The 25,182-nt window shown below is 72.5% G+C and carries 23 protein-coding genes and 2 pseudogenes; 15 read left to right on the top strand and 10 right to left on the bottom strand.

Going from position 1 to position 25,182, the window contains the following annotated elements:
* Nucleotides 1–30 precede the first annotated feature (30 nt).
* The gene (locus KV205_RS27515; protein WP_265867331.1) at nt 31–3,495 is read left to right on the top strand and encodes a hypothetical protein; all 3,465 of its coding nucleotides are present in this window, start codon (nt 31–33) and stop codon (nt 3,493–3,495) included.
* On the opposite strand, the gene otsB is transcribed toward KV205_RS27515, so the two are convergent.
* From otsB to KV205_RS27530, 3 genes are all read right to left on the bottom strand, one after another.
* Nucleotides 3,483–4,376 carry a trehalose-phosphatase gene (otsB, locus tag KV205_RS27520; RefSeq protein ID WP_265867332.1) on the bottom strand — a complete coding sequence of 298 codons (894 nt, stop codon included), beginning with the start codon at nt 4,374–4,376 and terminating at the stop codon, nt 3,483–3,485. The genes KV205_RS27515 and otsB overlap by 13 nt on opposite strands.
* 68 nt (nt 4,377–4,444) lie before the next feature.
* Nucleotides 4,445–4,699, bottom strand: coding sequence for a DUF3263 domain-containing protein (locus KV205_RS27525; protein ID WP_265867333.1), 255 nt, complete (start codon nt 4,697–4,699; stop codon nt 4,445–4,447).
* Nucleotides 4,700–4,709: 10 nt separating this feature from the next.
* On the bottom strand, nt 4,710–5,975 hold the full coding sequence (locus KV205_RS27530; RefSeq protein ID WP_265867334.1) for an extracellular solute-binding protein: 1,266 nt from the start codon (nt 5,973–5,975) through the stop codon (nt 4,710–4,712).
* A 241-nt stretch (nt 5,976–6,216) separates the two neighbouring features.
* On the opposite strand from KV205_RS27530, the gene KV205_RS27535 reads away from it, so the two are divergent.
* From KV205_RS27535 to KV205_RS27555, 5 genes are all read left to right on the top strand, one after another.
* A complete protein-coding gene (locus KV205_RS27535) occupies nt 6,217–7,170 on the top strand; it encodes an ROK family protein (RefSeq protein ID WP_265867335.1) in 954 nt (317 codons plus the stop codon).
* A complete protein-coding gene (gene nagA / locus KV205_RS27540; RefSeq protein WP_265867336.1) occupies nt 7,170–8,315 on the top strand; it encodes an N-acetylglucosamine-6-phosphate deacetylase in 1,146 nt (381 codons plus the stop codon). The genes KV205_RS27535 and nagA overlap by 1 nt, the downstream gene beginning before the upstream one ends.
* Before the next feature lie 128 nt (nt 8,316–8,443).
* Nucleotides 8,444–9,385 carry a 1-phosphofructokinase family hexose kinase gene (locus KV205_RS27545; protein ID WP_265867337.1) on the top strand — a complete coding sequence of 314 codons (942 nt, stop codon included), beginning with the start codon at nt 8,444–8,446 and terminating at the stop codon, nt 9,383–9,385.
* Nucleotides 9,382–9,567, top strand: coding sequence for a hypothetical protein (locus tag KV205_RS27550; RefSeq protein WP_265867338.1), 186 nt, complete (start codon nt 9,382–9,384; stop codon nt 9,565–9,567). Before KV205_RS27545 ends, KV205_RS27550 begins: the two co-directional genes overlap by 4 nt.
* 36 nt (nt 9,568–9,603) lie before the next feature.
* Complete coding sequence (locus tag KV205_RS27555; RefSeq protein ID WP_265867339.1) at nt 9,604–10,029, top strand: hypothetical protein; 426 nt, start codon at nt 9,604–9,606, stop codon at nt 10,027–10,029.
* A gap of 89 nt (nt 10,030–10,118) precedes the next feature.
* Here KV205_RS27555 and KV205_RS27560 read toward each other — a convergent pair whose 3' ends face one another.
* Both KV205_RS27560 and cdgB read right to left on the bottom strand, forming a co-directional pair.
* Nucleotides 10,119–11,105: a CBM35 domain-containing protein gene (locus KV205_RS27560; RefSeq protein ID WP_265867340.1), complete on the bottom strand. Its 987-nt coding sequence runs from the start codon at nt 11,103–11,105 to the stop codon at nt 10,119–10,121.
* 119 nt (nt 11,106–11,224) lie between these two features.
* Nucleotides 11,225–12,880 (bottom strand): diguanylate cyclase CdgB, encoded by a 1,656-nt coding sequence (gene cdgB, locus KV205_RS27565; RefSeq protein ID WP_265867341.1) that lies wholly within the window; start codon nt 12,878–12,880, stop codon nt 11,225–11,227.
* Nucleotides 12,881–13,228: 348 nt separating this feature from the next.
* On the opposite strand from cdgB, the gene KV205_RS27570 reads away from it, so the two are divergent.
* Nucleotides 13,229–13,795 (top strand): flavin reductase family protein, encoded by a 567-nt coding sequence (locus tag KV205_RS27570; protein ID WP_265867342.1) that lies wholly within the window; start codon nt 13,229–13,231, stop codon nt 13,793–13,795.
* Nucleotides 13,796–13,824: 29 nt separating this feature from the next.
* Here KV205_RS27570 and arfB read toward each other — a convergent pair whose 3' ends face one another.
* Nucleotides 13,825–14,262, bottom strand: coding sequence for an alternative ribosome rescue aminoacyl-tRNA hydrolase ArfB (gene arfB, locus KV205_RS27575; RefSeq protein WP_265867474.1), 438 nt, complete (start codon nt 14,260–14,262; stop codon nt 13,825–13,827).
* Between the two features lie 111 nt (nt 14,263–14,373).
* Here arfB and KV205_RS27580 point away from each other — a divergent pair, with 111 nt between their 5' ends.
* Both KV205_RS27580 and KV205_RS27585 read left to right on the top strand, forming a co-directional pair.
* Nucleotides 14,374–14,949 (top strand): TerD family protein, encoded by a 576-nt coding sequence (locus KV205_RS27580; protein ID WP_265867343.1) that lies wholly within the window; start codon nt 14,374–14,376, stop codon nt 14,947–14,949.
* Between the two features lie 77 nt (nt 14,950–15,026).
* Nucleotides 15,027–15,554 (top strand): N-acetyltransferase, encoded by a 528-nt coding sequence (locus KV205_RS27585; protein ID WP_265867344.1) that lies wholly within the window; start codon nt 15,027–15,029, stop codon nt 15,552–15,554.
* A gap of 8 nt (nt 15,555–15,562) precedes the next feature.
* Here the strand turns inward: KV205_RS27585 and KV205_RS27590 are convergent, their stop codons facing one another.
* Together KV205_RS27590 and KV205_RS27595 are read right to left on the bottom strand one after the other, a co-directional pair.
* Nucleotides 15,563–17,023, bottom strand: coding sequence for a M1 family metallopeptidase (locus tag KV205_RS27590; protein WP_265867345.1), 1,461 nt, complete (start codon nt 17,021–17,023; stop codon nt 15,563–15,565).
* A gap of 111 nt (nt 17,024–17,134) precedes the next feature.
* Nucleotides 17,135–17,680 carry a heme-binding protein gene (locus tag KV205_RS27595; protein ID WP_265867346.1) on the bottom strand — a complete coding sequence of 182 codons (546 nt, stop codon included), beginning with the start codon at nt 17,678–17,680 and terminating at the stop codon, nt 17,135–17,137.
* A 216-nt stretch (nt 17,681–17,896) separates the two neighbouring features.
* On the opposite strand from KV205_RS27595, the gene KV205_RS27600 reads away from it, so the two are divergent.
* The 4 genes from KV205_RS27600 (at nt 17,897) to KV205_RS27615 (ending at nt 21,588) form a co-directional block, all read left to right on the top strand.
* Nucleotides 17,897–19,054: a sensor histidine kinase gene (locus KV205_RS27600; RefSeq protein WP_265867347.1), complete on the top strand. Its 1,158-nt coding sequence runs from the start codon at nt 17,897–17,899 to the stop codon at nt 19,052–19,054.
* A complete protein-coding gene (locus KV205_RS27605; protein WP_265867348.1) occupies nt 19,051–19,713 on the top strand; it encodes a response regulator transcription factor in 663 nt (220 codons plus the stop codon). The genes KV205_RS27600 and KV205_RS27605 overlap by 4 nt, the downstream gene beginning before the upstream one ends.
* Nucleotides 19,714–19,780: 67 nt before the next feature.
* On the top strand, nt 19,781–20,992 hold the full coding sequence (locus KV205_RS27610) for an FAD-dependent monooxygenase (protein ID WP_265867349.1): 1,212 nt from the start codon (nt 19,781–19,783) through the stop codon (nt 20,990–20,992).
* A gap of 95 nt (nt 20,993–21,087) precedes the next feature.
* Nucleotides 21,088–21,588, top strand: coding sequence for a hypothetical protein (locus KV205_RS27615; protein WP_265867350.1), 501 nt, complete (start codon nt 21,088–21,090; stop codon nt 21,586–21,588).
* A 26-nt stretch (nt 21,589–21,614) separates the two neighbouring features.
* On the opposite strand, the pseudogene KV205_RS27620 reads toward KV205_RS27615, so the two are convergent.
* A pseudogene (locus tag KV205_RS27620) lies at nt 21,615–22,349 on the bottom strand (pentapeptide repeat-containing protein).
* A 106-nt stretch (nt 22,350–22,455) separates the two neighbouring features.
* On the opposite strand from KV205_RS27620, the gene KV205_RS27625 reads away from it, so the two are divergent.
* Both KV205_RS27625 and KV205_RS27630 read left to right on the top strand, forming a co-directional pair.
* Nucleotides 22,456–23,643 carry an NAD(P)-binding protein gene (locus KV205_RS27625; protein WP_265867351.1) on the top strand — a complete coding sequence of 396 codons (1,188 nt, stop codon included), beginning with the start codon at nt 22,456–22,458 and terminating at the stop codon, nt 23,641–23,643.
* 67 nt (nt 23,644–23,710) lie between these two features.
* Complete coding sequence (locus KV205_RS27630) at nt 23,711–24,718, top strand: zinc-binding dehydrogenase (RefSeq protein WP_265867352.1); 1,008 nt, start codon at nt 23,711–23,713, stop codon at nt 24,716–24,718.
* Between the two features lie 145 nt (nt 24,719–24,863).
* Here KV205_RS27630 and KV205_RS27635 read toward each other — a convergent pair.
* A pseudogene (locus KV205_RS27635) lies at nt 24,864–25,097 on the bottom strand (zinc ribbon domain-containing protein); the annotation flags it as partial.
* Nucleotides 25,098–25,182 lie beyond the last annotated feature (85 nt).

The following is a 25,182-nucleotide window of genomic DNA, read 5'->3' on the forward strand; positions in this document are numbered from 1 at the left end:
GCAGGCTTGTGAGTTCCTGGGAGGAACCGGGTGCTTCGACACACCCTGACGCGGGGCGCGTTCGCCGCCGCGACGGCGATCGCGCTGACGGTGGGCGGCGGCCTGACGCCACTGGCGGGGACGGCGACGGCGGAGGAGCCGGCGCCGGGAGAGGTCGTCGTACCGGCGGCCCCCAAACCGTCTCCCACCCCTGGGAGTCCCTACCTTCCCGCCCAGTCGCGGTACGCCCGGGCCGACGCCGCAGGAACCGAGGGCGTCTTCCACCAGGGAGCAAATCAGCAGCTTTTCTGGACCCGCTACGCGGACGGCAGCACCACCCCTGTCACCCGGCCGGACGGCACCGGGACGACCGTCGTCGGCACGGGCACCAGCAGCCTGGCATTCCTCCGCGCGGGGGAGGTCGAGCTGCGCGACATCGACGGCACCTCGCGCCGGATGAAGCTTCCCGAGGGATTGCGGGCCAGCGCGGTCTTCGATTCCACGGTGGTCGCCTACGCGGAAATCCTCCAGCCGGACGGGACGACCACGATCGGTTCGTGGCACCTGCTGTCCCTCAACCCCGACGGAACGGTCCGCGACCTGCCCGTGACCGGCCCGGACGCCGACACCTTCATGGGCGGATCCGCCGCCGGCGACCGTTCGGGCATTCTCACGACGACGCGCGTCCAGGACGAGACGCGCCGGTACGGCTTCGCCTCCACCGAGACGGGACACGTCGGAACACTCACCCCGCCCGTGCCCAAATCCTTCACCCGGGCGAAGCTCTCTCCGGACCGCGTCGCCCTGTACAGCTCCGACAGCACCAACCACAAGGTGCTGGTGGCCTCGCGAAGCGACCTCTCGGCTGCGCCCACCGAGGTCACCGTGGACAACTACCAGGCGAGCGGCACCTCGAACGACCAGTTCGCCATCGTCGGCGACTGGCTCGTCTACGTGTCGTCCCACAGCTCCCTCGACGCCGTACCGATCGCCGGCGGCCCGGCCATCACCCTGCTCCCCAAGGCCTATGTGGTGTCCACACCGTCCGACGGCACCGCCGCCGTGATCGGTGGCTCCGACGCCCTCGACTGGGGCGTCCGCCACGTCACCGCCGACGCCTCGGGCAAGCCCGTGGTGACGATGGTGAAGCCGCTGCCCAACCCCGCGAAGATCCGCGGCATCGCCCTTGCCCAAGGGCGCCTCTCCGTCGTCGACGACAGCATCCCCAACGCCTTCGAGCACGTCCGGGACATCAGCCTCTCCGGCGCCCTGACATACGGGAGCCGGTCGAAGCTCTCCGACATCCCGATGGACCTGTGCAGGGAGGACGACTCCGCCTGCGCCGCGTACATGGCGCTCGGAGACGGACGGTTCATCCGCCGTGTGGACACGGACGACACGAACTGGCGCTACTACATCAACGGTTCCGGGAACTACGATTTCTCCGACCTGTCCCTGCCCGCCGGCGGCAGGATCGACGCTCTCTCCTCCCGCTATCTGGTCCACACCGTCCCCAGCACGTCGACCACGCCCGGCACGCAGACGATCCGGTCGATCAGCGGCGGAATCCTCGAAACGCGCGCACCCGTCGCCGCGGCCCTGTGGAACACCTCGCTGTGGAGCGCGACCGGGGTGAACGGCGCTCTGGCCGCCAAGGACCTGAAGACCGGCAAGGCCGTCGAGACCGTGAACACCGGTGCCCCCTGCGTCCCCGCGGAACTCCAGGCCACTGACCGCTGGCTGTACTGGTCCTGCGGCGCGAACGGACCGGCCGGGGTCTACGACCGTACGGCGAAGTCGTCGAGGTCCGTGCCGTCCGGCGAGGCCCTGCTCGGCGACGGCTACGTCGTCACCCACGACAAGGCAGCCGGAAAGCTCGTGCTCACCGGCGCCGCCGCCGACGGCCCGGCGAGCCGAGTCGTCGGCGCTCTGCCCGACACCGGCGTCTCCCAGCGCCATGTCCGCTGGAGCGTCGACAAGTTCGGCGGCCACCTCGCCTACGTCGACGCCGAGCAGCAGGTGCACGTCGTCGCGACGGGCATCCCCGCGCAGCCACTGGCGGTGCTGGACGGAACGGCGGGGACGTACGTCGACGCCGCCTCCACCGGCAAGTGGCAACTCCTCACCCGTCGGTACAGCAAGCCGGTGGGCTCCTGGACCCTGACGGCCCGCCACGACCGGACGGGCCAGGTCAGCGACCTTGCCGTCGGAGTGGACGCACGCGGAAAGCTGGAGATCTTCTGGAACGGGCGTGACAAGGCCGGCACCCTGCTGGCCAACGGCGCGTACACATGGACGCTCACCGCCCCGCCCGCCGACGGCATCGGCCCCGCCGTCCAGGAGTCCGGCACCGTGACCCTGGTCGGCGGTGCCTCGCTCGCCTCCAGCCGGTTCGTCGGCGTGTCGGGGACCACGAATCATCCGGTCCGGATCCTCGACACACGCAGCGGCCTCGGCGCGCGCAAGGGCAAGGTCGGCCCCGGCGGCTCGATCACGCTCCAGGTCACCGGGCAGGGGCAGGTACCGGCGACCGACGTCACGTCCGTCGCGCTGAACGTGACCGCGGTCAACCCGAGCGCCTCGACGTACGTCACGGTCCACCCGTACGGCACCACCCGCCCCAACGCCTCCAACCTCAACGTGCCCGCGGGCCGGATCGTGGCCGGGATGGTCGTCGTCCCGGTCAAGGACGGCAAGGTCACTCTCTACAACCACGCCGGCAGCGTCGACCTCGTCGCCGATGTGACCGGCTACTACACGACCGGCCAAGGGTCGCTCTTCGAACCGCTCAAGCCGGCCCGGATCGTGGACTCCCGGATCGGGCTCGGCGTCGCGAAGGGCCGGCTGGAGGCAGGCATGCTCGGGTGGGCTCCGGTCCTCGGGCGCGGTGGCGTGCCGAATACGGGCGTCACCGCCGTGGTGCTCCAGCTGACCGCGACGAACCCTTCGGCGGCCACGTTCGTCTCGGCGTACGGCACCCCCTACGCCGACACCTATGTGCAGTCGCACGTCCAGGTGGCGGCCGGGCAGACCGCCTCCAACCTGGTGGTCGTCCCGCTGTACGACGACTCCCTGGCCCTTCTCAACCGGTTCGGCGCGGCCGACGTGATCGCCGATGTCGTCGGCTACTACCGCAACGACGACCTCGGCTCGCTCTTCCAGCCCCTCGCCCCCTCCCGCTCCCTCGACACCCGCGCCGCCATCGGCGCCCCCAAGGCCAAGCTCGGCGGCGGCAGGACGCTCACGCTGACCGTCGCCGGGCGGAACGGGGTGCCGGCCACCGGGGCGACGGCGGTCGTCATGAACGTGACGGCGACCAACGCGAGCAGCGGCACGTACGTGAGCGTGTACCCGTACGGGACGACCCGGCCGAACACGTCGAACCTCAACGTGGCGGCCGGACAGACGGTGTCCAACCTCGTGGTCGTGCCCGTCGTCGACGGCAAGGTCACGCTCTACAACAACGCCGGCACGGTCGACCTCGTCGCCGACGTGCAGGGGTTCTACGCCCCCTGACCGTCCGTCGGCCCGTCCGTCGACTCCTCCGTCCGCTCTTCCGCCATCGCCTCCGCGAGCCCCGCGAGGAGGCCCACCACCGCCGCCGGCCCCGGGACCGTGAGGTCGGCGCGGGCGGCGAGGTCGGGGACCGCGGAGGATTCGGCGGCGGAGCAGACGAGGAGGCCGGGGGTGCCGTCGGAGCGGAGTTTCTCGACGGCCGCGTAGGCGGGGAGGTCGCCGAGGTCGTCGCCCGCGTAGAGGACGGAGCGGGCGCCGGTCTCGCGGAGGTAGTCGGCGAGGGCGACGCCCTTGTCCATGCCCGGCGGGCGGAGCTCCAGGACCATCCGGCCCGGTTCCAGGACCAGGCCGTGGTGGGTGGCGAGGTCGCCGAGGGGGCCCTTCAGGGCCTCGAAGGCCCCCTCGGGGTCCTCGGCGCGGCGGGTGTGGACGGCGACCGCGCGGCCCTTCTCCTCGATCCAGACGCCGGGCCAGGCGCCGATCCGGTCGAGGAAGCCGGGGAGCTCGGCGCGGACCGAGGCGACCCCGGGGTGCGGGGCGGCGGCCTGGACGGTGCCGGTGACGGCGTCCCAGCGCTCCGCGCCGTAGTGCCCGAGGACGACCAGGTGGTCCAGGCCGGGGACGCCGGCGAAGCCCCCGTACCGTACGGCCACTCCGGCGGGGCGGCCGGTGACCACCACGACGGCGGCCACCCGCGGGGCGAGGGCGGCGAGCGCGGGCACGGCGCCCGGGTGGGCGCGGGCCCGTTCCGGGTCGGGGACGATCTCGGCGAGCGTCCCGTCGAAGTCGAGGGCGACGACGGCCTTCTCGGGCCGCGCGAGGAGCGCGGCGAGGCCGTCGCGGCCGGCGGCTGTGGTCGGGTGCGGAAGGCTGCTGACCATGCCCACGACCCTACCCAGGGTCGCCGGTCCCGTCAGCGGGACGGGCAGCGGGACGGTCAGCGGCGCGGTCAGCGGCGCGCACTCTTCTCGTCGCGCACCCGGCGCAGGCGGTTGACCGTGACCGGGTCGTGCGCCAGCGCGCGCGGGTCGTCCAGGAGCGCGTTGAGCAGCTGGTAGTAACGGGTGGCGGACAGGCCGAGCTGTTCGCGCACCGCGCGCTCCTTGGCGCCGGGGCCGGGCCAGGAGCGCCGTTCCACGGCGAGGACGGCCCGCTCGCGCTCGCCGAGCTCGTCGTGTCCCGGGTCCCCGTTTTCGCTCGTCATACAGACCAATTTATTCGGCGTTCTCGGCCGCCGTCGCCTGCCGGGCCAGCCGGGCCAGCACCTCCGCCGGCTTCGCGCCCGGTTGCACCGCCCGGCCGATGTCCTTCTTCACGCTGCTGCTGACCTGCGCCCACGACGTCTTGCCGACCGGCGGCAGCTGGGAGTCCGGCAGGGCCTCCAGGAACTCGCGCAGGTCGGCCGACTTCGGGTCGGACTGCATGGTCGCGGAGGCGGTGACGGTGGCCGGCAGCAGGTCGTTGTCGCCCGCGAACTTCAGGACGTTCTCGTCGCTGAAGACGAAGTCGAGGAAGGCGCCGATCTCCTTGCGGTGCCCGTTCTGCTTGAAGCCCATGATCCAGTCGGCGACACCCATGGTGGCCTTGGCCTTGCCGTCGGTGCCGGGCAGCGGCACCTTGCCGACCTTGACGCCCTTCTTGGCGGCCTCCTGCATGAGGGAGGGGTGCCCGTTGAGCATGCCGACCTCGCCGCGCGCGAAGGCGGCGAAGGCCTCCTTGCGATTCAGCTTGCCGGGGGCGGTGGGGCCGGTGAGGCCGGGGGTGACAAGGTTGTCGCGCAGCCAGTCGAAGGTGCGGGTGTTGGCGTCGGAGTCCAGGTTGTAGTGGCCGGTGGCGTCGATGTAGCCGCCGCCTCCGCTGAGCAGCCACATCATGGTCTCGGCCTGGGCCTCCTCGGGGCCGAGGGGCAGCGCGAAGGGGTAGGTGACGCCCTTCTTCTTCAGCTTCTCGGCGGCGGCGGCCAGCTCGGCCCAGGTGGTCGGGGCCGCGTCGACGCCCGCCTCGTCGAACAGCTCCTCGTTGAAGAAGAGCAGGCGCGTGGAGGCGACGAAGGGCAGCCCGTACTGGGTGCGCTTGTACTCGCCGGCGTCGACGAGCGGGGCCAGGAAGTTGGCCTGGACGGGGATGGACAGCAGCTCGTCGGCGGAATAGAGCTGCTCGGCGGCGGCGTAGTCGGCGTAGGCGCCGATCTGGGCGACGTCGGGCGCCTGGCCGGCCTTGACCATGTCGGCGACCTTGCGGTCGACGTCGTTCCAGGACTCGATCTGGACCTGGACCTTCACGCCGGGGTTCTTCGCCTCGAAGGCGGCGACCAGGCCGTTCCAGTACTTCTTGGTGGAGTCGCCGCCGGTCAGGTCGTAGTCGGCGGCCACGAGCCTCAGCGTGACGTCGCCGCCGAGGACGCCGCAGCCGGAGAGGCCGGCGGTCAGCCCGAGTGTGGTGGCCGCTGCGGCCAGTCCAAGGAATCGTCGCCGCTGCACAGCCGTAACCCACCTTTTGCTCGTCGTCGAGACAATGTTCGACGGCAAGTTTCCCGCATTTTCACCGGAGGTCTACACCACTCGCATATCGCTTCGGCAACGCATCCCACCGCCTGGCGCCGCACCGCCGGGGTTGCCGCGGCTTCGACGGCCGCCGGAGCCGGCCCGAATTTGTATCCGAGCGCAACAATCCTCCGCAGTGGACTAGACCTTTCGACCCCTGACACGCGACACTGTCCCCGTGAGACACGTCATCGCCCTCGATGTGGGCGGCACCGGCATGAAGGCCGCCCTCGTCGGGGCGGACGGCACCCTGCTCCACGAGGCCCGTCGCGCCACCGCCCGCGAGCGCGGGCCCGAGGCCGTCGTCGAGACGATCCTCGGGTTCGCCCAGGAGCTGCGCGCGCTCGGCCAGGAGCGGTACGGCGAGCCCGCCGCGGCCGCCGGCGTCGCCGTCCCCGGCATCGTCGACGCCGCGAACGGCATCGCCGTCTACGCCGCCAACCTCGGCTGGCGCGACGTCCCCATGCGCGCCCTGCTCAGCGAACGCCTCGGCGGCATCCCCGTGGCCCTCGGCCACGACGTGCGCACCGGCGGCCTCGCCGAGGGCCGGATCGGCGCGGGCAACGGCGCCGACCGCTTCCTCTTCGTCCCGCTCGGCACCGGCATCGCCGGCGCCATCGGCATCGGCGGCGAGATCGAGGCCGGAGCGCACGGTTACGCGGGCGAGATCGGCCACATCGTCGTGCGCCCGGGCGGTACGGAGTGCGGCTGCGGCCAGCGCGGCTGCCTGGAGCGCTACGCCTCCGCCTCCGCCGTCTCCCAGGCCTGGGCCGAGGCCTCCGGCGACCCCGAGGCCGACGCCGCCGACTGCGCCAAGGCCGTCGAGTCCGGCGACCCCGCCGCCGTAAGGGTCTGGCAGGACGCGGTCGACGCGCTCGCCGACGGTCTGGTCACGGCCCTCACCCTGCTGGACCCCCGCACGCTCATCATCGGTGGCGGTCTCGCCGAAGCAGGGGAAACGTTGTTCACACCCCTTCGGGCCGCCGTGGAGGAGCGCGTCACGTTCCAGAAGCTGCCCGCCATCGTCCCGGCGGCCCTCGGGGACACCGCCGGATGCCTGGGCGCGGGCCTCCTCGCCTGGGACCTGCTCGCTCAGGGCTCAACCGAATCCGACTCGGAGGTATCCGCCTGATGGCCGTTTCCACAGTTCTCACCGGGGCCCGCGTGGTGCTGCCGACCGGGACCGTCGAGAACGGACGAGTGATCGTCGAGAACGGCCGCATCGCAGGCGCCGCCCATGCGGACGCCACCGCGCTCGACCTGTCCGGCCACTGGCTCGTGCCCGGCTTCGTCGACATGCACAACCACGGCGGCGGCGGCGCGTCCTTCACCTCCGGCACCGTCGACGAGATCCTCACCGGCGTCCGCACCCACCGGCAGCACGGCACGACCACCGTCGTCGCCTCCTTCGTCACCGGCGACATGGACTTCCTGACCCAGCGGGCCGGGCTGCTCTCCGAGCTCGCCGAGCAGGGCGACCTGGCCGGCATCCACTTCGAGGGCCCCTTCATCTCGCCCTGCCGCAAGGGCGCCCACGACGAGACCCTGCTGCGCGACCCCGACCCCGCCGAGGTGCGCAAGCTGATCGACGCCGCGCGCGGCCAGGCCCGCATGGTGACCCTCGCGACCGAGCTGCCCGGCGGCCTCGACTCCGTACGGCTGCTCGCCGAGCACGGCGTGATCGCCGCCATCGGCCACACCGACGCCACGTACGAGCAGACCCAGGCCGCCATCGACGCGGGCGCCACCGTCGCCACCCACCTCTACAACGCGATGCCCGCCCTCGGCCACCGCGCGCCCGGCCCCATCGCCGCGCTCCTGGAGGACGAGCGGATCACCGTCGAGCTCATCAACGACGGCACCCACCTCCACCCCGCCGCCCTGGAACTCGCCTTCCACCACGCCGGCCCCGAGCGGGTCGCCTTCATCACCGACGCCATGGACGCGGCCGGCTTCGGCGACGGCCGCTACATGCTCGGCCCGCTGGAGGTCGAGGTGAAGGACAGCGTCGCCCGGCTCGTCGAGGGCGGCTCCATCGCGGGCTCCACCCTGACCCTCGACCGCGCGTTCAAGCGTGCCGCGACGATCGACGGGCTGCCCGTCGAGTCCGTCGTCCAGGCCATCTCCGCCAACCCCGCGAAGCTGCTCGGCGTGTACGACCGGGTCGGCTCCCTGGAACCCGGCAAGGACGCCGACCTCGTCGTCCTCGACGCGGACTTCGAGCTCAAGGGCGTGATGCGCAAGGGCGCGTGGGTGGTTGAGCCCAAGCTGGGCTGATTTCGCCCGCGCCTTCTCCAGGCGTGGTCCAGGCGGTTGGTCCGGGGGTCTGGGCCAACCGCCTTCTGTTTGGCATGATCAGGGCGCGCCTAGCGACAACACGGGCCAGGACAGGGGGAGGTGGGCCGGTGATCCTGACGGTCACCCTCAACACCGCGCTCGACCTCACCTATCGCGTCCCCGCGCTCCTCCCGCACGCCTCGCACCGCGTCACCCAGGTCATCGAACGCCCAGGCGGCAAGGGCCTCAACGTGGCCCGCGTGCTCGGCGCCCTGGGCCACGAGACCGTCGTCACCGGCTTCACCGGCGGCGCCACCGGCGAGACCGTACGCGGCCTGCTCGCCGCCACCACCGCCGGCCTCCCCGGCCGGGTCCACGACGCCCTGGTCCCGATCGCCGGCGCCACCCGCCGCACGGTCGCCGTCGTCGACGCCGCCAGCGGCGACACCACGCAGCTCAACGAACCCGGCCCGGCCATCTCCCCTACGGAATGGGCCGCGTTCACCGCGCGCTTCACCCGACTCCTCGACGGGGCCCGGGCCGTGGCCCTGTGCGGCAGCCTGCCGCCGGGCATCCACGTCGGCGCGTACGCCGAACTCGTCCGGCTCGCCCGCGCCGCCGGCGTCCCCGCGCTGCTCGACACCAGCGGCGAACCGCTGCGCCGCGGCATCGCCGCCCGCCCCGAACTCATCAAGCCCAACGCGGCCGAACTCGCCCAGCTCACCGGCTCCCGCGAGCCCTACCGCGCCACCCGCGACGCCCGCCGCCGCGGCGCCCACGCCGTCGTCACCTCGCTCGGCCCCGACGGCCTGCTCGCCGCCACCCCCGACGGCCTGTGGCAGGCCGCCCCGCCGGCCCCCGTGAAGGGCAACCCGACGGGTGCCGGCGACTCCGCCGTCGCCGCGCTCCTGGCCGGCCTCGTCGACGGCACCGACTGGCCCACCCGCCTCAGCCACGCCGTGGCGCTGTCCGCCGCGACCGTCCTCTCGCCGGTGGCCGGCGAGTTCGACGAGTCGGCGTACGAGTCCCTGCTCCCCCGCATCACGGTCCACGACCGAGCGGCGGCGTGACCAAGATCAACGCAGGAACGGCCCTGAACACGGCCTTCACGCCGGTACCTGCGCCCGACGCGGGAGGCGATGGCGGGCTTCCTGCGCCCGCCGTGAAGCCTTCATGCCACTTGAAAGCCGTGCAATTTCGGCCATTTTCGCCCGAAAAGCACCTGGACATCATCTGGTTCGCAAATAAATGATCAAACTCCAGAGGAGTTCATCCAAAAGGGTTTTACGTGAAGAAACTGACCGTTGCTGCCGGCACCATGCTTGGAGCCCTCGCGCTGGCTGTTGGCACAACTGCACCTGCTTACGCGGCCGGCTTCTCCGGCTTCCGTAGCTGCAGCACCACGGGGGCCTTCGGCGACTATCAGTACAGCAACTGGTACGGGCCCGATGCCACGATCAAGGTTTCCTTCAGCCTGACCGACAACGCGGCCGACGGGAACAGCGTGCGGATACGCATGATGTCGTTGGATGTCAACGGGGCCGTGACCCACTACCCGTGGCGCTCGAACGCGGGCGGGTACGGCACCACCAGCAAATGGCAGACCACCGCTTCGAACGGCCGGGGACTCTTCGAAATCGGGGTCCAGGTGGCTCGCATCAACAAGGATGGCAGCACCAGGAACTCCTGCGTGAGCTGGAACAAGGCCGGATAAGCAGACTGCCGGGGGCAGGTGCACTAAGGACCGACCCCCATCAGTCCGCTTCTGCGTTGTCCATGAGCCGCCCTCTTCCGGGCAGAGCCTCAGCCCGTTACATGGCCCGCCTTCAGCAGGACTTGGTCAAGTACCGCGTCACACTGGTCACCCGCCTCGCAGGAGATCTTCAGCGCGTTTTCGCCCTTGTTGAGGGAGACATAGGCGTAGGTGTTGGTCCAACCCTTCTCCCAGTCACCTTCCGCCGCCTTGGCGAAGTTGGACATGTTCAGGGAGCGTCGCTGGCCGCTGTTGACGGTCAGCGACGTCTGGGCGTCCTTGCCCGGCACGCTGTACGTGATGTAAAGCGTGTACTCGCCGCTCGCAGGAACGTTAACGGTCCAGCTCGCGGATCCGCCCTGCCCATTGAAATTCACGTAGGCGCCGTCCGCGCCCTTCGCACCCGGAATGTCCCGAGCGAGCGCCGCCGAGCCGCCCAGCTTCAGGGTCGCCGCGTCCTGCTGCGGCAGCGCCTGCGGGGGCTTCGAGGACTGGCTGGGGTCGACCGAGGGGGACTCCGAGACCTGGGTCGGCGCGCCCGTCGGCGAGCCGCCCGTGCCGCCCGCGTCGTTCGTCTTGTCGCCGCTGTTGGCGATCACAGCGGCGGTGATGCCGGCCACGACCACCGCGACGACCGCGACGGCGCCGATCAGCAGGCCCTTGGTGTTGGGGCCCCGGCCACCGCCGCCACGGCCGGCGGGCTGCGCCGGGCCGGGCCGGTGGGTACCGCCGCCGGGGTACGTCTCGGGGGCCGCGTACTGCGGGTTCGGCTGGCCGTAGCCCGGCTGCTGCTGCCCGTACCCCTGCTGCTGCGGGAACGGCGCCTGCGCCTGCTGGTGGCCGCCGTACTGCCGCTCGCCGACCGTGCGGACCTGGTTGTACGAGGTGCGGGGCACGCCCGGCTGCGCGGCCGGACCCGGGTAGCCGTAGCCGCCGCCGGAGGGGGGCTGGGCACCCGCCGCCTGACCGTCGGCGTACAGATAGCCGAACGGATCGTCGTCCTCGGGCTTGTTCGTGCCGTCGTTACCGGCAGCCATCCGGGTCACTCCTTTTCCCTGCTCGCCAGCCGTCGCCGACCGGCCGAGCCTACCTCGTACGGCCGTGCCACCGGTTCGGCGCTTCGTGTACGTCCGGTGAATGACGGCTGCGCGGGGCCCTATCCGGCCCGGCGGTGGACCTTCGACCGGGACCGCTTCTCGATGTACATCCGCTGGTCGGCGCTGTTCAGGACCTCTTCGACGGTCATGCCGCACTCGGCCCAGCCGATGCCGAAGCTGGCCCCGACCCGCACCGCCCGCCCGTCCACCCGGATCGGCGGGATGATCGCGTTCCGCAGCCGGACCGCGAGGTCGGCGGCGTCGGCCGAGCCGAGGCCGTCGGCGAGGACGACGAACTCGTCGCCGCCGAGCCGCGCCACCGTGTCCCCGTCCCGTACGCCCGTGGTGAGCCGGCGGGCGACCTCGATGAGCACGGCGTCGCCGGTGTGGTGCCCGAAGCGGTCGTTGATCGACTTGAAGCCGTCGAGGTCGCAGAAGAGGACGGCGAGGCCCTTCGTGCCGTCGTCGACGTCGCCGCCGGTGGGAGCGACGGAGTGCACATGGCCGTCGTACGCCCCGGGGGCGCCGGCGGCCGGGGAGAAACCGAAGCCGTGCTCGTGCTCGTAGTCGTACTCGTCGTAGCCGTACGGCGGCTCGAAGCCGGGCGTGCCCTCGGGGGCGGAGGCGGCGAAGGGGCGCTCGCAGAGCCGGGCGGAGAGCCGGGAGCGCAGCTCGGCGCTGTTGGGGAGGCCGGTGAGGGCGTCGTGCGAGGCGCGGTGGGCGAGCTGCAGCTCGTGCCGTTTGCGCTCCTCTATGTCCTCGACGTGGGTGAGGAGGAAGCGGGGGCCGTCGGCGGTGTCGGCGACGACGGAGTTGCGGAGCGAGACCCAGACGTACGTGCCGTCGCGGCGGCCCAGGCGCAGCTCGGCGCGCCCGCCCTCGGCGGAGGTGCGGAGCAGGGTGCCTATGTCCTCGGGGTGGACGAGGTCGGCGAAGCTGTAGCGGCGCATCACGGAGGCGGGGCGGCCGAGCAGCCGGCACAGGGCGTCGTTGGTGCGCAGCAGGCGTCCGTGCTGGTCGCCGCCCATCTCGGCGATGGCCATGCCGGACGGCGCGTACTCGAAGGCCTGCCGGAACGACTCCTCGCTGGCCCGCAGGGCCTGCTGCTCGCGCTCCAGGCGTATCAGGGCGCGCTGCATGTTGGAGCGGAGCCGGGCGTTGCTGATGGCGATGGCGGCCTGCGAGGCGTACATCTGGAGCGCCTCGCGGCCCCAGGGGCCGGGGTGCCGCCCGTTGCGCGGGCGGTCGACGGAGATCACGCCGAGCAGCTCGCGGCCGGAGCCCGAGGCGTACATGGGGGCGTAGAGGCGGTCGTGCGGGTGCCACTCGTCCTCGAAGCGGGGTGCGGGGCCCTCGGTGTGCCACTGCGGGACGTCGTCCTCGATGAGCACCCAGCCCTCGGTGTGCGGGATGAACCGCAGGTCGCCCCAGGCCTCGCCCATGGCGAGCCGCCGGTCCCAGGAGGTCCGGGAGCCGACCCGGCCGGTGATCAGGGCCTCGGCGGCGGGGCTGCCGGCGAAGGCGGAGACGATCAGATCGCCGTCGGGGCGCACGAGGTTGACGCAGGCCAGCTCATAGTTGAGGCCCGCGACGATGCCGTCGGCGACTGCCTGCACGGTGTCCGCAAGGCTTCGGGCGGTGTTGAGGTCCGCCACGACCTGATGCAGCTGACGCAGGGTCGCAAGACGGACGTACGGCTCCGACTCGGTCTCCATCGCTCGCTCTCCCCGAGACCTCGACAGCTGACTCCAGGGTTCTCATCGGCTTCATCGGCTTCGTGGTGCACTGTCTCCGCCACTGAATCACAGCGAGCTGTGCACCCGGTACACAGGGTCAACAAATACTGCTCTCTGTGACTCAAGTCACAGGATGTCGCAGGGGTTTGCGAACGGTGGGTGAACGGTGCGGGGCGTGGTCGTAAAGGCCCTCCATGTGCGGAACGTACGGGTCCGGGGGCGGTGGCCGTGAGGGGACCGGTCCGCCGGGTCCTAGGACCGGTGGGGCAGCCCGGCTGGTACCGGGGCCCGATGCCCGCGGGGCCGGGCCCGGATTAGCGTGCGAGGGTGCTGCAGAAGACGCCCGTGACGGCTACCACCGCCCTCGACCTGGCCATCCCTCATGCTGAGGGGGTGAGCAACGACGAGTTCAAGGCCGCCATGTCCCGCCTGGCGGCGGGCGTGGTCCTTGTCACGGCCCACGACCCGGACGACGGGCCGCACGGCGAGGACGTCGGCATGACCGCCACCGCCTTCCTCTCCGTCTCCCTGGACCCGCCCCTGGTCCTGGTCAGCCTCCGCAACGACTCCCGCATGGACGACCTGCTCGCGGACGTGCCCGTCTGGGCGGTCTCGCTGCTCTCCGAGCACCAGCGGCAGGTGGCCGGGCGCTTCGCCATGAAGGGCCGGGTCAGCGACCGTCTCCTCTTCGCCGACCTGCCGTACACCCGCGGCGAGCACAGCTCCGCCCCGCTGATCGGCGGCGCGCTCGCCACCCTGGAGTGCCGCACGGAGAGCCGGGTGGTCGCGGGCGACCACACGCTCGTCATCGGCCGGGTGCTCGACACGAAGCTCCCCTCGGCGGAGAGCGGCCCGCTCACCTACTTCCGCGGGAAGTACCGGACGCTGGGCTGAGCGGGGCGGGGGAGCCTCTGCCGGGCTCGTCAGCTCCAGTCGCGGGCCTGGCGGCCGCGCTTCGTCTCCGCGCGCTGCTTCTTCTCGCGCAGCCGGCGCTCGTTGATGCCGCGCGGGATCTTCGTCGCGCGGCGCGGCTTCGGGGGCGGGGCGGTGGCCTCGGCGAGGAGGGCGGTGAGGCGGACGGCGGCCGTCTCGCGGTTGCGCCACTGCGAGCGGTGCTCCGAGGCCCGTACGGTCACGACGCCGTTGACCAGGCGGCTCGCGAGCCGCTCCAGGGCGCGCGCCTTCCACACCTCGGGCAGCGCGTCGGTCGCCGCCAGGTCGAAGCGCAGCTCCACCTGCGAGTCGCTGGTGTTGACGTGCTGCCCGCCCGGCCCGGACGACCGCGAGAAACGCCACATGAGCTCGGCCTCGGGCAGCGAGACGGAGCCGCGGATGACATACGGACCGGACATGTGTCCCATCGTCCCGGAGCGCCGCACGCCCGTCACCTTCTTTTGGAACCGCAGCAGCTCCCTGTGCGTTAATGCGAGCGACGAGTTCGACACCCGCAGGACCTCAGAAAGGGACATCCCATGGCTGTAAGCCTCTCCAAGGGCGGCAACGTCTCCCTGACCAAGGAGGCCCCGGGCCTCACCGCCGTCACCGTGGGCCTCGGCTGGGACGTCCGTACGACCACGGGCACCGACTTCGACCTGGACGCCTCCGCCATCGGCGTGGACGCCGCGGGCAAGGTCGTCTCCGACGGTCACTTCGTCTTCTTCAACAACAAGTCCACCCCGGACCAGACCATCGTCCACACCGGTGACAACCGCACCGGCGAGGGCGGCGGCGACGACGAGCAGATCAACGTCAACCTGGCGGGCCTGCCGGCCGGCGTCGACAAGATCGTCTTCCCGGTCTCCATCTACGACGCGGTGAACCGCTCGCAGAACTTCGGCCAGGTGCGCAACGCCTACATCCGCATCGTCAACCAGGCCGGCGGCGCCGAGATCGCCCGCTACGACCTGTCGGAGGACGCCGCCGTCGAGACCGCCATGGTCTTCGGCGAGCTCTACCGCAACGGTGCCGAGTGGAAGTTCCGCGCGGTCGGCCAGGGCTACGCCTCCGGCCTGGAGGGCATCGCCCGCGACTTCGGCGTCAACCTCTGACCCCCAGCGCTCCCGCAGGACATCCGCAGAGCCCCGAACCCCGGTACCACCGAGGTCCGGGGCTCTACGCTTTCTCGATGATCGTCGAACCCCTGACCGCCAAGGACCCGTCCGACCTCCCCGGCCCGCTGCTCACCGAACTCACCGCCCTGTACGCGTCGAACGAGGAGTTCCAGCAGCTCAGCGGCGACTTCCCGGACCCGGACCGGATCCTGCCCGAGCAGGTCGCCGCCGCCCTCGCCGACGAACTCGCGCACCCGGACGCCGAGGTGCTGCTCGCCCGCTCCGAGGGCCGGCTTGTCGCGATCGCCATCACCCTCGCCCACCACCCCGACCCGGCCGAACCCGACCCGTGGCTGGGCCTGCTGATGGTCCACGCCGGCGCGCACCGCGCGGGCTTCGGCCGCCGCCTCGCCGCGTACGTCGAGGACTCCTTCCGCTCCCGCGGCCGCGCCGGGCTGCGCCTCGCGGTCCTGGAGAACAATCCGCGGGCGCTGGCCTTCTGGAGCTCGCTCGGTTACGAGGAGACCGCGCGCAGGCCCGACCTGGCGCACGGCCGCCCGTGCGTCGTGATGCGCAAGAGCCTCGGGGCCGTGGCGCCCTAGCCCGCCTCTCAGTCGGTGATGTGCGCGGGCTTCCCGTCCCCGTACAGCCACACGTCCCACACGTCCGACAGGTCCTCCTCCGTCATCGAGTCCACGTACTCCGTGAAGTCCTCGGTGGTGGCGGTGGCGTGCCGGTACTTCGCGGGCCAGCCGGCCAGGATCTCGTAGAAGGTGTCGTCGCCGACCACCTGCCGGATCCGGTGCAGCACCATCGCGCCCCGCTCGTACACGGGCGTGCCGAACAGGTCCTCGGCGGCGGGCGGTCGGGCGGGCGAGTAGGCCCAGGCGTCCTCGTTCGCGTACTGCTTCTCGAAGTTCTTCTGCGCCGGGGTGTGCCCGAAGTCCTCCGCGTACAGCCACTCCGCGTAGGTCGCGAAGCCCTCGTTGAGCCACAGGTCCGACCAGGTCGCGGGCGTGACGGAGTCGCCGTACCACTGGTGGGCGAGCTCGTGCACCAGCGTGCTCGGGTCGAAGGAGGAGGCGGGGAAGACCGGCCGGGTCTGGGTCTCGAGGGCGTAGCCGATGTCGTCGTCGCGCTCGACGACCACCCCGGCGGCGGCGAAGGGGTACGGCCCGAAGTTCTCCGTCTGCCAGTCGAGGATCTCGGGGACGCGGGCGCGCAGCGCGGCCGTCCGCGCGGCCACCTCCGGGTCGGCGGCGGAGAGCACCGGAATCCCGGAGCCGGAGCCGGACCCGGAGCCGGACCCGGACCCGGTCTTGCCGAGGGGGACGGTGCCCGTGCTCGTGTCGTACCGCCCGATCGCGAGCATCGCGAGGTAGCTGGCCATCGGCTCGGCGGCGTGCCAGACGGAGGTGGTGCGCCCGTCGGCCTCCTTGCGCTCGGCGGTGCGGACGCCGTTGGAGAGCGCCGTGAGCCCGGCCGGGACGGTGACGGTGATGTCGTACGCCGCCTTGTCGGAGGGGTGGTGGTTGCCGGGGAACCAGGCCATGGAGCCGGTCGGTTCGCCGAGCGCGAGGGCGCCGTCGGCGGTCTTGAGCCAGCCTTCCTTGGAACCGTCCGAGTCGGTGATGGTCTCCGGGACCCCGGAGTAGCGGACGACGGCGCGGAATTCCGTCCCCTTGTCGATGTCCTCGCGGGGGCGCAGGGTCAGCTCGTTCCCGGCCCGGTTCACGGCGGCGGGCGCGCCGCCGACGGTGGCGTCGCGCACGGTGAGCCCGGCGAGGGCGAGGTTGAAGGCGCTGAGGTCCTGGGTGGCCTCGGCGGTGATCTCGGCGCGCCCGTCGAGCCGGCCGGAGGCGGGGTCGTACGACAGGGTGAGCGCGTAGTGGCGTACGTCGTAGCCGCCGTTGCCCTGCTTGGGGAAGTACGGGTCGCGCAGCCCGGCCGCGCCGGGCGTGCCCTTCACCCCGCCGCTGCCGCCGCTCGTGCAGGCCGCGGCGAGCAGGGCGAGGGCGACGGCCAGGGCACCGGTCCGGACGCGGATGCGGATGCGGCTACGAGTGTTCACGAACCGATCCTAAGCAGACATAAGAAGTCGGCTGTGCGTTCCCGGGCGTTCCTCTATGGACAAACCGACGGCTCCTGGCGGGGGTCCGGGCGCCGTCGGAGTTCAGGAGGTTCAGCCGTTCAGCGACGCCACACCGGCCTGGGCGAACTTCTCGTCCAGGTCCCCGGAGGGCGCGCCCGCGACGCCGATGCCCGCGATCGGACCGCCGTTCGCGGTGACGGGGGCGCCGCCGGCGAGGAAGAGGGTGCCGGGGATGTCCTTCAGGGTCGGCGCGTTGGTGAGGCGCTTGACCAGCTCGGAGGTCGGGGCGTTCCAGGAGACCGCGGTGTACGCCTTCTTCACGGCCGACTCGTAGGACTGCGGGCCCGCGCCGTCGCCGCGCAGGGTCACGACGGTGTTGCCGTTGCGGTCCACGACCGCCACCGACACCCGCTGGTTCTCCTTCTCGGCGGCCTTCAGGGCGGCCTGCGCGGCCTTCGTCGCGGCCTCGATCGTCAGGTGGGTCGTCTGGCGCGTGTTGTCGCCCTCGGCGTCCGCCTTGGCGACGACCGCGGCCGGGGCGGCGGCGGGGGCCGTGGCGTTCGCGGAGACGGCGCCGAAGGTGCCGGCGGCGAGGACGACGGCGACGGTGGTGCCGAGGAGGAACTTCTTCTTCATGGCGGTCTCCTGAGGGGATCGTGAGGGGATCGTGAGGCGTTCGCTCTGCATCGATCCTCCGGCCGGAACCGGTGCCCGCCGGTCCGCGTTCCGGCTGCCGTCGGCGCGCATAGTGGACGACAGGGAGGTCAGCCGATCGGTTGATGCCCCCCTGGCCCTGCCGGGCCAGGATGGATACGTATCCCCAGGTCAAGTGCTACACGGAGCAGGTGGACGATGGAACGGGACCCGGACGCCCGCTGGCTGGCGCGGGTCATGCACGTGGCCTTCTTCCTGCTCCTCGGCGCCTCCCTCGCCCGCTTCCTGCTCCGCCACCCCTGGGAGGAGCGCAGCCCGTGGATCGTGGCGCTGTCCGGCGCGCTCGCCGCGCTCTATCTCCTCGGGCCGGTGCTCGGCACCCGCGCCACCCCGCGCCGGATCGCCTGGCTGGGCACGGTCGTCGCCGTGTGGGTGGTCCTCGTCGTCCTCGCGCCCAGCTTCGCGTGGTGCGCGGTCCCGCTCTTCTACACCGGTCTGCGGACCCTGCCGCACAAGGCGGCGTTCGGCCTGGTCGCGCTCCTCACCGCCTTCGTCGTCTTCGCGCAGGTGCAGCTCTCGCACGGCGGCTGGGACCCCAATCTGATCGTGGCCCCGCCGGCCGTCGCCGCCATCGCCACCGGCGTCTTCGTGCACGCCGACCGGCAGGCGGCCCGCCAGCGCAAGCTCATCGACGACCTGATCCGCACCCGCCGCGAGCTGGCCGCGACCGAGCGCCGCGAGGGCACCCTCGCCGAACGCCAGCGGCTCTCCATGGAGATCCACGACACCCTGGCGCAGGGCCTGTCCAGCCAGCAGATGCTGCTGCAGGCCGCCGACCGCACCTGGGACAGCGACCCGGGGACCGCCCGCCGCCATGTCCGTACGGCCGAGTCGATCGCCGAACGCAACCTCGCCGAGGCCCGCCGCTTCGTGCACGACCTCGCGCCCGCCGACCTCGCCGAGGGCGGCGGCCTGGAGGAGGCGCTGCGCGGGCTCGCGAGCCGGGAGTCGGCCGCGTTCCGGGTCGACGGGCTGCCCGTACCGCTGCCCGACCGGGTGCAGTCGGCGCTCCTGCGCATCGCGCAGGGCGCCCTCGCCAACATCCGCGAGCACGCCGAGGCCGCCTCGGCCGCGATCACCCTGACCTATCTGGACGACCAGGTCGTCCTCGACGTCGCCGACGACGGGCGCGGCTTCGACCCGGCCGTCTCGCGCGCGAACCCGGGGGTGCGCGGCCACGGACTGCCGGCGATGCGGGTGCGCGCGCAGCAGCTGGGCGGCACCCTGACCATCGAGTCCACCCCGGGCGAGGGCACCGTGCTCTCGGCCGCGATCCCGCTGGAGGTACGCCCGTGAACGCGCCGGCAAGCGACCCCGCCCGCGAGCCCGCCCCCGATCCCGTCCGCATCCTGCTCTGCGACGACCACGCGGTGGTCCGCGCCGGGCTGCTCGCCCTCCTTGGCAGCGCGCCCGGCATCGAGGTGGTCGGGGAGGCCGGCAGCGGCGAGGAGGCGGTCGCGATGGCCGCCCATCTGCGGCCGGACGTGGTCCTGATGGACCTCCAGCTGGGCGCGGGCATCGACGGCGTCGAGGCCACCCGCCGGATCGCCCCGACCGGTGTGCACGTCCTCGTCCTCACCACGTACGACACGGACGCGGACATCACCCGCGCCATCGAGGCGGGCGCCACCGGCTACCTCCTGAAGGCCGAGCGCCCGGAGGAGCTGTTCGCCGCGATCCACTCGGCCGCCCAGGGCCGTACGACGCTGTCGCCGCCGGTCGCCAGCCGGGTCATGGACCGGATGCGCGGCGCGGCCGGCCCGTCGCTCACCGACCGCGAGCGGGACATCCTCGGGCAGCTGGCCCACGGCCTCGGCAACCGGGAGATCGCCCGCGCGCTGTTCATCAGCGAGGCCACGGTGAAGACCCACCTGGGCCGGATCTACGCGAAGCTCGGCGTCGACACGCGGGCGGGCGCCGTGGCGGTGGCGAAGGAGCAGCGGCTGCTGCCGTAGGGGCGTCGGGACTGCTACTGTGCGTTGCCACTCAGGCGCACTGTGTCATGTCCTCGTGGGAGCGCACGTGAAGATCACCATCGTCGGCGGCGGGCCCGGCGGCCTGTATTTCTCGATCCTGATGAAGCGCCAGGACCCCTCCCACGAGATCACCGTGTACGAGCGGAACGCGGAGGGGGCGACCTACGGCTGGGGCGTCACCTACTGGGCCGGGCTCCTCGACAAGCTCCGCGCGGGCGACCCGGAGTCGGCGGAGGCCATCGCCGCCGCGTCGGTGACCTGGACGGACGGCGTGGCGATCGTCCGCGACGAGCGGACCGTGCACCGCGGCGACGCCGGCTTCGGCATCGGCCGCCGCCGGATGCTGGGGCTGCTCGCCGACCGGGCCCGCGAGCTCGGCGTCCGCGTCGCGCACGAGCACCCGGTGAGCGGCCCGGACGCCCCCGAGCTCGCCGGCGCCGATCTGGTCGTGGCCGCCGACGGCGTGAACAGCCTGCTGCGCGAGGCGCGCCCCGAGCGCTTCGGCGCCGAGGTCACCGGCGGCCGCAACCACTATGTGTGGCTGGGCACGACGAAGGTCTTCGACTCCTTCAGCTTCGCCTTCAAGGAGACCGAGCACGGCTGGATCTGGTGTTACGCGTACGGGTTCAGCGGCGAGCAGTCGACGTGCGTGGTGGAGTGCGGCCCGGAGACGTGGCGGGGCCTCGGTCTGGACCGGACGCAGGAGGACGACACCCTCCGCCTGCTGGAGAAGATCTTCGCCGACCTCCTCGACGGCGAACCGCTGATCGGCCGCGAGCAGCACGGCGACGGCGCCCCGGCCCAGTGGCTGAACTTCCGCACCCTGACCACCCGGACCTGGCACGACGGCAACACCGTCCTCCTCGGCGACGCCGCCCACACCACCCACTACTCGATCGGCGCGGGCACCACCCTGGCCCTGGAGGACGCCCTCGGCCTCGCCGCCGCCCTGCGCGCCCACGGCTCCGACCTGCCCACCGCCTTCGCCGTCTACGGCCGGCGCCGCCGCGCCGAACTCGTCTCCGCCCAGAGCGCGGCCCGCTACAGCGCCCAGTGGTACGAGAACCTCCCCCGCTACATGCACCTCCCCCCGCACCGGATGTTCGCCCTCCTCGGCCAGCGCCACTCCCCCCTGCTCCCCCACATCCCCCCGCAGCTCTACTACCGCCTCGACCGCGCCGCCGGCAGCCTCGAACCCCTGCGCCGCCTCAAGCGCTGGCTCGGCCCGAAGGTCGCGAAGGCGGCCCACCGGGGCTGAGCCCCGGCCGGGGCGGGGCGGGCCCCGGGACCGCCGGGGCGGGTTCCGGGACCCGCGCGGGGTCCGGGGCGCGGACGGCGTGGGACCATCGACGGGTGCTCGACATCGGCTACTCGCTCTCCCGCCGCTTCCCGGACCCCCCGCAGACGAACTACCGCGCGGCGGACGTCCACTCCCTGCGGCACGACCTGTTCTGCGGCGACGTGTATCTCGCGGACACCGTGAAGGACCAGGAGGTGTCCACAGCCTGGGGATGGGTGCCGGTGCTCGACTTCGCGTGGGCGCTGTGCGACATCGTCGAGCAGCTGGACCGCGACCCGCAGGGCAGCCGCGCCTCCCGCCCCCAGTACGCGGAGCTGGACTTCACCGAGTCCTCCGACCGCATGCTGTTCGAGCGGCGCTTCGGCTGGGTGGACGTCGAGGCCGACTGGATGCCGGGCGACGAACCGGCCCTCACCTTCAACCACGGCGAACTGCGCCGCGAGGCCCGCGACTTCCTGCACGACCTGATCGCCGACCTCACCGACATGCACGAGGGCCTCGCGGACAACCCGGCGATCTGGGACCTCCAGGCCCGCTTCCCCCGCCTCCCCTGACCGGCAGGGGCCAGGAGGTCTTCGACCTACGCGTCCTCCACCCGCACCCCCAACTGCGCCGCGAACACCGGCGCCAGGTCGAGCAGCTGCGCCGTGGAGATCACCGCCCCCGCCAGCGCGTCCACCCCGCGCGCGATCCCGAGCCGCTGCACCGTCCGCAGATCCACGTCCTTCAGCCGCACCCCGCTGAAGTCCGCCCCCGTCAGCACACAGTCCCGGAACTCCACCCTCCCCCACAGCCTTCGGCGTGGGAGGTGCCCCCAAGCACCGCGCCCGCGAAGTCCGGCTCGTCGAGCACGCACCCGTCGAAGACGACGTCCTTCAGCCTCGCCTTCCGAAGGTTCAGATAGTCGATCTTCCCCCCTCTCACCCTCACCCTCCCCCTACGCCCCAGGGGGCGTGGAGGCACCCCCAAACACCGCCCCGTGCAGCTGCGCCCCGCCGAGCCGCGCGTCCACCAGCTCCACGTCCCGCAGCTGCGCCCCCGCGAGATCGGTGCCCACCCCCCGTACCCCCGTGAGCACCGAATCGAGGAGCCGCGCCGCCGTCAGCCGGGCCCCGTCGAGCCCGCAGTCGCGCAGCGCGCAGTCGAGGAAGCGCGCCCCCACGCCGTCCTGGCCGGCCAGGTCCAGGCCGGTGAGCTCCAGGCCGTCATAGTCCCCGTCGGGCTCCAGACCGCCCTCGTACGGCTCCAGCGGGGGCAGCCGGACCTCGGGCTCGCGGGGCCTCGCGACGCCGCCCCGCTGACTCTTCCTCTTCATGGCATCCATCGTGACGCACGCCACTGACATTCCCCCGCCGCCGATGTCACAACCAGGGCCCCGCCACCCGTCCCGTCTTCGTAACCCCACACGAGGGAGACGAGAGATGCGGAAGATCACGATCATCGGCGGCGGCTTCGCCGGACTCACCGCGGCCGTCACCGCCGCCGAGGCGGGCGCCCGGGTCACCCTGTACGAGGCCCACCACACCCTCGGCGGCCGCGCCCGCACCGCCGAGGGCCCGTACCTGACCAACGACGGCCCGCACGCGCTCTACAACGGCGGCCCCCACTGGACCTGGCTGCACCAGCGCGGCCTGATCGGCGAGCTCGCCCCGCTCCCGCTGCGCGAGGCGGCCAGGCTGCGCTTCCACCACCGCGGAGCGCTGCGCCGGGTGCCGCCGCTCGGGATGCTGCGCCAGACGCTCCGTACGGGCGAACAGGCGCCGGTCGACGTCGACTTCCGCACCTGGGCGACCCGCCTCGCCGGCCCGGAGGCGGCCCGCGCCGCCGCCGCGTACAGCGGAGTGGCGCTCTACCACCACGACCCGGGCGCCCTGTCCGCCCGCTTCGTCCAGGAACGGCTGCACCGGGCCGCCGCCCTCCCGCCCGAGGCGCACTTCGTCAAGGGCGGCTGGGGCCGGCTGATCGGGCGGATGGCGGAGCGCGCCCGGCAGACGGGCGTACGGATCGAGACCTCCGCCCGGATCGACGCGCTCGGCGACCTGCCCCGCGACGCCGGCCCGGTGGTCGTCGCGACCGCGCTGCCCGCCGCCGCCCGGCTGCTCGGCGACCCGTCGCTGACCTGGGAGTCGGGCCGCACGGTCCTGTTCGACCTGGCGCTGCGCAGCCGTAAGGGCGACCCGTTCGCGATCTCGGACCTGGACGCGCCGGGCTGGGTGGAACGGTTCACCACCCAGGACCCGGGCCTCGCCCCGGCCGGCCAGGAGCTGATCCAGGCGCAGCTGCCGATCGCCCCCGGCGAGTCGAAGGCGGACGGCGTCGCGCACGCGGAGCGGCTGCTCGACCTGGGCTTCGCGGGCTGGCGCGAGCGCGCGGTGTGGCGGCGCGAGGCGGTGTCCAACGGACGTACGGGCGCGGTGGACCGCCCCGGCACGACCTGGCGGGACCGGCCGGCGGTGGACCGGGGCGACGGCGTGTACCTGGCGGGCGACCAGGTGGCGGCGCCGGGCGTGCTGGCGGAGGTGTCGTTCACGAGCGCGGTGGAGGCGGTGTCGCTGGCGATGCGGGCGGAGCACCTCCGTATCGAACCCCTTGACCTCAAGTCCGCTTGAGGTCAGAGGCTGTACGACGTCGAGCGCATCCGTCGATGCATATCCGTCGATCACCGGGGAGCCCACCATGCACGCCATCCGCCTCCACGCCTTCGGCCCGGCCGAGAACCTGACGTACGAGGAGGTCCCGGACCCGGTCCCGGGCCCCGGCCAGGTCCGCGTCAAGGTGACGGCGGCCGGCGTGCACCTCCTCGACACGGCCCTGCGCGAGGGCGGGACCGGCCCCTTCCCGGCGCCCGCCGCCCTGCCCACCGTCCCCGGCCGCGAGGTCGCCGGCACGGTCGACGCCCTCGGCGAGGGCACCGACCCGGCGTGGCTCGGCCGCCGGGTGGTCGCCCACCTCGGCATGGCACCCGGGGGTTACGCGGAGCTCGCCGTCACCGACGCGGCCCGCCTGCACGCGCTGCCCGAGCACCTCGGGGACGCGGAGGCGGTCGCGATGATCGGCACGGGCCGTACGACGCTCGGGATCCTGCAGTTCACCGAGCTCGGCCCGGACTCGGTGGCCGTCGTCCCGGCCGCGGCGGGCGGCATCGGCACCCTGCTCGTGCAGTACGCGAAGAACGCGGGCGCCGTCGTCATCGGCCTGGCCGGCGGCCCCGAGAAGGTGGCCCGGGTCCGCGCGAACGGCGCGGACCTCGCCGTCGACTACACGGCGCCGGACTGGCCGTCCGAGGTCCGCGCCTACCTCGACGCCCTCGGGAACCGCACCGCGACCGTCGTCTTCGACTCGGTGGGCGGCGACACCGGACGGGCCGCCGTCGACCTGCTCGGCAAGGGCGGGCAGCACCTCGTCTTCGGCTGGTCCGGCGCCGGCCTCCACGACGGCGAGCCGCTCACCTTCACCCCCGACGAACTCGCCGCCCGCGGCATCACCTCGGAGTCCGTCCTCGGCCCCGTCATGCTCCAGAAGGCCGGCGGCGACATCCGCAACCTCGAACTCGCCGCCCTCGCCGCCGCGGCCGACGGCACCCTGCGCCCGGCGGTCCACCGCTTCCCCCTCGCGGAGGCGGCACGGGCCCACCGGGCGCTGGAGACGCGGGGCACGATCGGCAAGGTGGTCCTGATCCCGTAGTCAGTTCTCCGGGATGCTAGATCCCGAGGACGTCCCAGGAGTGCCCCGTCAACTGCCCAGGGCTGGCGGCCCGGGCTTGCTGCTCGGATCATCACTGGCCGTGATGGGTCCCGGCTGCGTCCAGCGCTCACGCGACGAGGGTAAGCGCAGGGGCCTGTGACTCGGCCCCGCAGACCCACATCCACCAACCGCGTAGGGAGATGTTGTGGGACGAGTTCAGGTCGGCGTGCTCAACGAAGCCGCAGGACCTGCATGCGAACCGGGCCTGTGCGGGCCGGTTACGTCTGTCGATGTGGTGGCACAGCGAGCATTCCTGGCTGGTGTATGCCGGATTCACGTACACCAGTGGAACTCCGGCGCGCTTGGCCTTGCAAGCAATGGGGTGCACTTCTCACAAACGGCGCCGCTCACCCTCACTTCACCAGAACTAGTGAACTGCGCACTAATGTTCGCATGCCCCACTA

This window comes from Streptomyces sp. SKN60, assembly GCF_026236535.1.
Taxonomy (GTDB): domain Bacteria; phylum Actinomycetota; class Actinomycetes; order Streptomycetales; family Streptomycetaceae; genus Streptomyces.

Coding starts and splice junctions, on each gene's coding strand:
- otsB (WP_265867332.1), bottom strand. CDS start 4,376: ATGGTCAGCAGCCTTCCGCACCCGACCACAGCCGCCGGCCGCGACGGC.
- KV205_RS27525 (WP_265867333.1), bottom strand. CDS start 4,699: ATGACGAGCGAAAACGGGGACCCGGGACACGACGAGCTCGGCGAGCGC.
- nagA (WP_265867336.1), top strand. CDS start 7,170: ATGGCCGTTTCCACAGTTCTCACCGGGGCCCGCGTGGTGCTGCCGACC.
- KV205_RS27560 (WP_265867340.1), bottom strand. CDS start 11,105: ATGGCTGCCGGTAACGACGGCACGAACAAGCCCGAGGACGACGATCCG.
- cdgB (WP_265867341.1), bottom strand. CDS start 12,880: ATGGAGACCGAGTCGGAGCCGTACGTCCGTCTTGCGACCCTGCGTCAG.
- arfB (WP_265867474.1), bottom strand. CDS start 14,262: ATGGGACACATGTCCGGTCCGTATGTCATCCGCGGCTCCGTCTCGCTG.
- KV205_RS27580 (WP_265867343.1), top strand. CDS start 14,374: ATGGCTGTAAGCCTCTCCAAGGGCGGCAACGTCTCCCTGACCAAGGAG.
- KV205_RS27585 (WP_265867344.1), top strand. CDS start 15,027: ATGATCGTCGAACCCCTGACCGCCAAGGACCCGTCCGACCTCCCCGGC.
- KV205_RS27595 (WP_265867346.1), bottom strand. CDS start 17,680: ATGAAGAAGAAGTTCCTCCTCGGCACCACCGTCGCCGTCGTCCTCGCC.
- KV205_RS27600 (WP_265867347.1), top strand. CDS start 17,897: ATGGAACGGGACCCGGACGCCCGCTGGCTGGCGCGGGTCATGCACGTG.
- KV205_RS27625 (WP_265867351.1), top strand. CDS start 22,456: ATGCGGAAGATCACGATCATCGGCGGCGGCTTCGCCGGACTCACCGCG.
- KV205_RS27630 (WP_265867352.1), top strand. CDS start 23,711: ATGCACGCCATCCGCCTCCACGCCTTCGGCCCGGCCGAGAACCTGACG.